This window comes from Spongiibacter sp., from assembly GCF_984394615.1.
The window spans coordinates 98,625-106,411 of record NZ_CFHTQA010000006.1 but is presented as its reverse complement, the minus strand read 5'-3'; the positions used below and the strand labels follow the sequence as shown (position 1 = coordinate 106,411).

The 7,787-nt window shown below is 51.7% G+C and carries 8 protein-coding genes; 3 read left to right on the top strand and 5 right to left on the bottom strand.

Annotation, left to right across the window (positions count from 1 at the left end):
• Positions 1 to 223 precede the first annotated feature (223 nt).
• Complete coding sequence (locus AC5DB9_RS04355; RefSeq protein WP_272994535.1) at positions 224 to 421, bottom strand: helix-turn-helix domain-containing protein; 198 nt, start codon at positions 419 to 421, stop codon at positions 224 to 226.
• 646 nt (positions 422 to 1,067) lie between these two features.
• Here AC5DB9_RS04355 and AC5DB9_RS04350 point away from each other — a divergent pair.
• Positions 1,068 to 1,616: a 3'-5' exonuclease gene (locus AC5DB9_RS04350; RefSeq protein WP_272994537.1), complete on the top strand. Its 549-nt coding sequence runs from the start codon at positions 1,068 to 1,070 to the stop codon at positions 1,614 to 1,616.
• Positions 1,617 to 1,644: 28 nt separating this feature from the next.
• Here the strand turns inward: AC5DB9_RS04350 and AC5DB9_RS04345 are convergent, their stop codons facing one another.
• The 4 genes from AC5DB9_RS04345 to AC5DB9_RS04330 all read right to left on the bottom strand — a co-directional run bounded on the left by AC5DB9_RS04345 (position 1,645) and on the right by AC5DB9_RS04330 (position 6,317).
• A complete protein-coding gene (locus AC5DB9_RS04345) occupies positions 1,645 to 2,127 on the bottom strand; it encodes a Mov34/MPN/PAD-1 family protein (RefSeq protein WP_353744101.1) in 483 nt (160 codons plus the stop codon).
• Positions 2,124 to 3,347, bottom strand: coding sequence for a HesA/MoeB/ThiF family protein (locus AC5DB9_RS04340; RefSeq protein WP_272994539.1), 1,224 nt, complete (start codon positions 3,345 to 3,347; stop codon positions 2,124 to 2,126). The genes AC5DB9_RS04345 and AC5DB9_RS04340 overlap by 4 nt, the downstream gene beginning before the upstream one ends.
• Before the next feature lie 544 nt (positions 3,348 to 3,891).
• Complete coding sequence (locus AC5DB9_RS04335) at positions 3,892 to 5,142, bottom strand: nucleotidyltransferase domain-containing protein (RefSeq protein ID WP_272994540.1); 1,251 nt, start codon at positions 5,140 to 5,142, stop codon at positions 3,892 to 3,894.
• A complete protein-coding gene (locus AC5DB9_RS04330) occupies positions 5,142 to 6,317 on the bottom strand; it encodes an HNH endonuclease (RefSeq protein WP_272994541.1) in 1,176 nt (391 codons plus the stop codon). The genes AC5DB9_RS04335 and AC5DB9_RS04330 overlap by 1 nt, the downstream gene beginning before the upstream one ends.
• Positions 6,318 to 6,535: 218 nt before the next feature.
• Here AC5DB9_RS04330 and AC5DB9_RS04325 point away from each other — a divergent pair, with 218 nt between their 5' ends.
• Positions 6,536 to 6,850: a helix-turn-helix domain-containing protein gene (locus AC5DB9_RS04325; RefSeq protein ID WP_272994543.1), complete on the top strand. Its 315-nt coding sequence runs from the start codon at positions 6,536 to 6,538 to the stop codon at positions 6,848 to 6,850.
• Complete coding sequence (locus AC5DB9_RS04320) at positions 6,847 to 7,758, top strand: ImmA/IrrE family metallo-endopeptidase (protein ID WP_272994545.1); 912 nt, start codon at positions 6,847 to 6,849, stop codon at positions 7,756 to 7,758. The genes AC5DB9_RS04325 and AC5DB9_RS04320 overlap by 4 nt, the downstream gene beginning before the upstream one ends.
• Positions 7,759 to 7,787: the final 29 nt, after the last annotated feature.

The following is a 7,787-nucleotide window of genomic DNA, read 5'->3' as shown; positions in this document are numbered from 1 at the left end:
GTATGTACTGGAAAACTTACAAACCCGTGGCCAGTTTTACTTGACCACTACAAACCCCTCTCCCAAACCTCCCGGGCCGGCGAAGAGATCAATTATTGGAACGGGCATTCGGGTTTTTCCATCCAACTGAATTCTGATGCATTACTCGGCGCTCCCAATTAGAGTGCTGAAGGAATAAAATCTGGCTGTCCCAGACGTAATCCCTCGCGTATTGAAATATCCATTATTCGCGGCTTTCATCGCCACTCTCGGCTGCGCCTTGCGACTTCACCCATTCGTCCACTTCCTGTGCCTTGAATTTCCAAAGTCGCCCAATACGATGGGCCGGCATATTCCGCCCTCGAATCCACGCATAGACACTGTCCTTGCTAACTCCTAGATACTCGGCGATTTCTTCGACCGATAGCCAACGTTCAGACATGATTTGCCTGTGTGAAGTCAAAATCTGGGCAAGCTGCCATGATGACACGAACAATGTTGTTGGTGCAATGATTTGATATGATTGGGTCCGGTTTGGTCTGGTTCCGTGGCTTTTCTGGGTTGCGGAGAATCCGTGTAGTCTTAAGATATATGAACTTCGGCAAGATTCAGGGGTTAATGGTTTGGGTTGCTTCGGATGCGGGGGAAATGAAGCTGGGTCATCCTTCAACACCCCTGTCGATTTGGGCTAGGGGCTTTTGGGCGGCGCGCAAAATTTCAGTTCATCATCTGGTTTGGTGAAATTGGTATTGTTCGGGAGCCGAAGGGTGTAGTGGGGCGGGTGGATATTGCCGCAGGGTCGGGGCTATTGCCGTCTGTTATGAGCAAGGTATATCGTTTTGCGACCGGGCTATTCATCCATGGTTGCGTGCGGTATGAGCGTATGCCGCAATATGGTACGCAACTGAGCGGTGGGAGTGAGGTGATCTAAAACAGGGGGAGCGGGAACTGAGCGAGAAACTGATGATATGTTTAATCATGGTACAATACTTGGGGAAATGTACAGACGGATCCAACGGGGTAACAGATAACAGCATGATGCAATGTTTCGCGTAACCCACAATGGGAATTGATTGTATGGGTTTGGCATGATTGAAGATGAGCTTTACATTTCCGTTGATGTCGAAACCTCCGGTCCGGCACCTGGAGTATATAGCCTACTTTCGATTGGCGCTTGCTTGGTAGATGAGCCTGCAAGGTCTATCTACCTTGAGCTGAAGCCCGACAGCGAGACTCACGATCCTGAAGCGGTTGCCGTGACGGGTTTGGACATGAGTAGGTTGGACCTTGAGGGTATGGCTCCAAGCGAGGCGATGATTCTGTTTGAACAATGGTTAAAGTCCTCGCTCCGGCCTGGTCAGAAACCTGTTTTTGTCGGACTCAATGCCCCGTTCGATTGGTCTTTCATTAATTACTACTTCCACAAATATTTGGGAGCCAATCCCTTTGGCTTCACTGCGATTGATATGAAAGCCTACTTCATGGGATCTACAGGTTGCAGTTGGAAGGGAACGAAATCCTCCCAAATGGCTGATAAACTCAAACCATACAGTGCGCCGACACATAACGCATTGGAGGATGCTCGTTTCCAGGCAGAGCTTTTCGCTTTGATGCTAACGGATAGAGCCAAACGTTGAGCAGCGGGCAGCCACTGTGAGTAGGTGCTCATTTGGTTCGCATTGCCTCGACATAGTGGCCACTCCTGAAGGACCATGCCTTGATTCCATCGGGCTTTTTGGATTTACCAACAATGATGGCTATCGGATGAGGCAATTCCTGAGTATGGTGTGAGGTAAACCTGAAGAAACTTCCTGCGTCGATAGGTGAAATAGCGGGAACAGTTTGGGGATGTGTATGCCAATATCCTACGAGGCGTAGCCCAAGGATATTGGCGTTCGATACCTCTTGTCGGCAACGCTCCGCGTCCAGTTCCAGCCAGGTTCTACCTGCACGGTCGGCGTTGTGAGGAGGAGTAGCCAAAGTAAGCAGTAATCCTGACCGACCGTTGGGATCTACGAACAATTGTCCCCCACATTCCGTTGCACCTCCTTTTTGCCGATGGTTACTTAATACATCGGCGACTGACTGGGATACCAGGAGTTCATGGTCCACCCCAGGCCAACGCCACCGCCAAGCGATATCCGTCATTCGGTTCCGTCCGCTCTCTTCGGCCATCCGCGCTCCAGCAAAGCCTGTTGCATTCCTTCTGGCAGTTCAGGCCCAAGGTAGTTTCCTCCAAGGCTTGCAATGTCATGGGGCCTGTTAATACTGCTGATCCAGGTCGTTCCCTCGCTTTTTCCGCTCAAGGTACGCAAAACAGTCTGCGATACCATGGAAGCGATATTTGTCATTCCCAGGGAGCCACCAGGAATAAAGCTTTCACCACAAGCGGGGAGTGAGACCACACCCCCTTCCGGCCACTCAGTGAACTTGTGCTTGAAGTCACCACTTTCGCTGAACAGGTGTCTAGCATCAAATGCTCCAGCCGGAGCCAAGAGGGCATGCCCAATCTGGGTGTACGGCTCGCTCCAAGCCTGAATCAATCCCCAGGAAGCGTTGTCTGATTTAGCTTTCCAAAAAGAGGATTCTGATTCCCATTCAGCGGTGGTGATTACAACCAGATCTGCTTTCTCGAATACTTCGGGCATCTGTTGCAATACAACCTCGGCGAAGGTGGCATAGGCGGTGACTTCGATGGTTGGTAAATCTTTTAAAAGTTTGTCCCGGAGTGCTACGGCCTTTGCCTTTCCCAAGTCATCTATTCCTAGAACGTGTCTGCCAAGGTTGGCTGAAACCAATGTCTCGTAATCGATAAGAGTCAGGTGGCCGACGCCGGAACGAGCTAGCTGCATGGCCACTGAACTACCAAGCGATCCGACGCCGATGCAAACGACGCGAGAACCTTCAAGACTAGCGGCAATGCCGCTGAGGTCGCGGGATAAAATTTCGTTCCGATCAAGCACATCCAGATTAGCCGAGCGGATGAGCGTGGGGGCTTTATTAGCAGCCTTGGCAGGCCGTCGGCGCGCAGTGCGCAAGTTGAAGGTTGCGCCCCGGTTGGTTTGCGAGTTAGAAGAGCGAATGTTGAGACAGTAGATCGGAGCGCGTGTATCCCCTGGAAGCTCCAAGGCAATCCATCGGGAGGTTAATGAACTTGTCTCACGAAACCATGAGAATAGTTGGCCAGAGTCGCCTTTCTTCAAGTGCGGTGTGAACCATGGTAGCAAATCCTCTGGCGCAGGAGTGCGGATGTCCGGGTAGCTCTGCAACTTGGCATAGAAGCTGGGGGTTTCCGCCGCTCGAATTGTTACTGATCGTCCCATCATACGTTTGAAGTGTTTCTTGAGTACGGACGTATTGGTTGCCATCCAAACCGTCTCTTGGCCTGAAGGTAACATTTGGTTCGGAGCACTGAGGGCGAATAGTTTTGACGCACTGTGGGGTCGGTCCAGCAGGAGCAGGTTCTGTACAGATGGGCCGTGCTGCCTGAACCAGTAAGAGGTGACTTCATTCTGAAACTCGATGTCACGCCGAGCTTTGCATGAACCCTCCACGGACAAGGCTATAATTTTTCTCAGGCGAGACATACTGTCTTCTACTATAAGCTCGGGTGTGCCCGTGATGGGGCGCTCCCGAAAACCATGTAGGCAGAGTCCTGATTCCATGGCATGGGGCCAAATTAGCCAAGGAGATGGCTCGACAACGAGTTTAAGCTCCCCCTGAGGAAAGTTAGATGGAAAGCTGATACGCAGTTGTCGCTGTTCTCCAGTGTAATCAGTTGGCAGCGGATAGTAGAAGCTGGCTGCCTCGCCAGATTTCAGAGGGGCGGACCGAAGCAATGCGCTTGCATTGTCTTCGCCAAGAAAGTCACGGAGTGCTGTGATACCCCTTTTAACGGGGTGCTCGAGGTGCTCAGCCAAGGCGTTCAACGGGTTTAATGTCTTCCTGAGAGGTCGCCCCGGCAACTAACCCTCCAAAGAGTGACCCCATTGCCAGTGAGTTTCGGGTGGTCCCTGCAGGTCGGCCCGGCATAGACCAGTTTGCTGGAATTTCGTTATTGACATCAGAAATAAATGTTCCGCCCATACCGAAGTTCTCTTTCACTGCCTTGGCAAAGGACTCTGCAGATTCGAAATTCTCCAGCCCCAGAGATACCGACTCTCTAGCACTCAAGTGCCATTCTTGGAAAGCCTGGCTATATCGTTGCCCCTTAAGCGGCTTATTCCACTTCTCGGCGAAGTTCTCGCCGTTGTCTTTGGGGTTATAGATGAAACTTCTATTACCCTCAAAACGGATATGTTGTGGCATCCGGCGAACGATTTCCAGAATTGCATCCAATGGTTGTAGTGGCGTTAACCTTGACTCTTCAACCACATCAAGATAGGCATGGGTGGCCAAAGTCGTGATAACGGCGGAAATGGGGCGATAATCCTCATTCTTAGTTCGGATGGCCCATTCATCCCGATGCCGCTTCAGTAACTTTATCGCTGCGCGAAGCGGATCCTGATCGAGGTAGTCCTGATAGTCAGGCAAGGGATCCTGCGTTGCTTCATCAAAAGTGTGTTGACTTTTTGCTATCGCCAGGCTTTCCAAGGTAATTTGTTGGGTAGAGGCAATTTCTAACCAGTTAGAGTAGGGGATTGGACTGCTTGCCTTCCAACCCATCTCTCGATCCGGCACCTCCAGTTTTCCCTCACCCTTTTCTTTCGCGTTGCCATTAATCGCACGGGCAGGAGTGACATCAATATGAAAACCAGGGTTCTCGTCGGCGTAAACAATCCGTATCCCGCGACGTAAAGGTTTAATCTCTTCCTGAACGCGGCTGCCTTCAGTGAAGCGTTGCTCAACTGCTTCAAGAACTTCATGGGCTTCAGCCCCTTGCGCATGAGGTAGCCAGACAATGGCATCTGCGTCGATTGTATCCATTTCCGCTGGTGCACCGGAGACGGGCTTGATAGTGGTCTTCAACCTCATGGATCCCTGGACAAAAATATGTGCGCCAGCCAGCAGTGGGTTATCGGAGGTGGAGAGGATTTTCTCTAGTTGGGAGTAACGATCATTGATTTTGTCGTACAAGGGTTCCGACAACGAGATCTCTCTTGCTGCACGAAGCAGGAAATGTTCCCAGCTGTCACGCTTGGTTTGCTCAATGATCATAGACATTATGAGGCCTCCTGGGCCTGGGGGGCCAAATGTAGTGTTGGCTTGAACTGGTTTTGGTTGTCCTTATCCCGGTCAAAGATTAGGTACGGATGCTGGTGTTGGGTGGTGAGCAAGGCGCCAAACTCAACTGCTAGTGCGGCTGGGATTGCTGCGAACACATGGATCGTGCTCGCAGTCATGGCTTCGAGTTGGCTCAAGCGGATTTGGAGAGCGTCGCGGAATGCGTGAATAACACGACGGTTCTGGACCATCATATAGCTGGGTTCAGGAATGCTCAGTTCAGCGATACGTGTACCGGGTAAAGCCTCTTCCACATCGCGATGCGGGACCAGCGCGGAGATGGATAGCACTAGTGCTAGTGGGCCATCGCCATCTGGCGGAGGAGTGAACAGAAACTTTGGTGGCTCAGCGGACAGATCGGGCCAGCGCAGGTGATGCTCGCGGTTAAAGGAAAAGAGCAGACGTTTGGAGCGGTCTCCTATGGCCTGTCCCAGTAACATTAGTGCCGGAATGTCGGCTAGGCCCACCACAGCTAGCGCAGGCGCATCGCCATAGGTGCCTCCACGGCGTCTTAATTGCTGCTCCAGGTTATGGTGGATATTGTCCTTGATATTCTGCCAGTAGGCTTCATCCCTACCGCGAGGTCCGGGTGAGGGAAAAGTGATTTTGATGCCGTGATCGAAAGCTGTTAGCCCTTCAGAAGACATTGCAACCAACAAATCGCGAACGGGAATTTCATTGATCGTCTCAAAGTGCTGGCTCTGCACAATTACAGGAATCGCCCGGCCGCCATCTGGCGCCGTAGCCGCGAGCCGAATGCGTTCCAAGTACGCTTGGTGTAGGCCGCTCAAGTCGCTCTCCGGGTACCCGTCTGCATCACGATCAATTTTGTCGTGACAGCTGGGACATAGGAGCATGAGGTTGGCGGAGTCGTGTGTGAGCGCCTGCGCTTTTGCGTCATCATGCTCCGCCTGTGCCCGGGGGCCTTTGGGGCTGGCCGGCAGGATATGGGCAACCTCCCCCCATTTCATGGGCTGGCCTGTGCGGTAGTCGTACATCAGATCACTACCACAGAGTTCGCAGTGACCGGCAGCTTGGATCCAAACGACCTTCTTCGTTTCATCGTTAGTGTTGTAGCGCCCATTTGCGGGCTTAAGCTTTTGTTGATCTGCCACTGCGAGTATTCTCACCTTAGTTGTTACGGGCCGTTCCACACATTTAGATATTACTAAATATGGTGTATTTTTTGCTCTTCAAGCCCTATATGAGCTGAAGGTGTGCGATACTCCAATAATTAATGTTCAGTACTCTGGAATTATTATGCCGCTTGAAATTCGGATGTCAAGGTATTATTGTTCGGAGTTGTGAACTTTGATTTGGAAAGTGGTTAACCATGGCATCTACAGTCGGCGAAAAGATCTTTGAGCTCCGCAAGCGGAAGGGGCTTACATTGGAGCAGCTCGCGAACAAAGCAAACTGTAGCAAGAGCTATGTCTGGGAGCTGGAGAACCGCAACCCGCCCCGCCCTTCAGCAGAGAAGCTTTCCAGTCTGGCAGCGGCATTGGGCGTCACCATTGATTACTTCGTTGGCGGTGAGGTTAATGAGGAAGATTCCACCGACCGGATGTTTTATCGGGAGTACCGCCAAATGTCGCCAGAGGTTAAAGAAAAAATCCGGCAGATGGTCGATCTTTGGAAAGATGAATGACGAATACTCCCCGTCCAAAGCGTGTTGCCAATGAGATTTCAATCGTACTGAGAACTGTGTTTGGCAATGACCGGTTTCCGGTTAACGTGAGCGAGGTTGCGCGGGAAATCTCTGCCCAAAAATTCCCTGATGACCCACTGACTATGATTAAGGGGGCGGATCTCCCTGGTTTCGAAGGGGCCTTGACGCCAGCACCGCCTGGAAAGAGGGGATGGGGAATCATCTACAACAACACGCAGTCCCCGGGACGGATAAATTTCACGCTTGGCCATGAGTTCGGGCATTACTTGCTTCATCGTTTGCACTATCCCGAGGGGTTTCAGTGTAGTACCGAGGATATGGCTGGGTGGGATTCTGAATACGGCCAGCTTGAGTACCAGGCCAACGACTTTGCTGCGACCCTGCTGATGCCTCTTGATGATTTTCGCACTCAGATCCAAGTCTCAGAGAGAGCGGATTTTGATGTGTTGGGTGCTTGCGCAACGCGCTATGACGTGTCCTTGATTGCTGCGATCTTGCGCTGGCTCCAGTTCACAACCAGGCGGTCGGTGCTGGTTGTGTCCAGGGATGGTTTTATTCTATGGACTCGTTCCAGTAAGGCGGCTCTCAAGTCAGGGCTTTATTACAAGACTAGGAGTAGACCACCGATCCCTGTACCTGAAGGGTCGCTGGCTGCCCGGCGTCGGGATATCGGCAATTCCATGGCTAGCGAGTATCACGACACACCACAGTGGCTTAAAGAGTCCTGTCATGAACACGTCCTCTTTTCGGATCAATACTATTTTACGCTCTCGTTGCTACATTTTGGGGACGCTTTGAATCGAGGGGCATCGATTGATGAAGAGCCTTTCGAGGATGCCTTTGAACACATGCAGCGCGTTAATCCCGGTAGTTCTTGGCTAGACTGATTCCCGCCTCAAATCACCTTGCGTTGTAA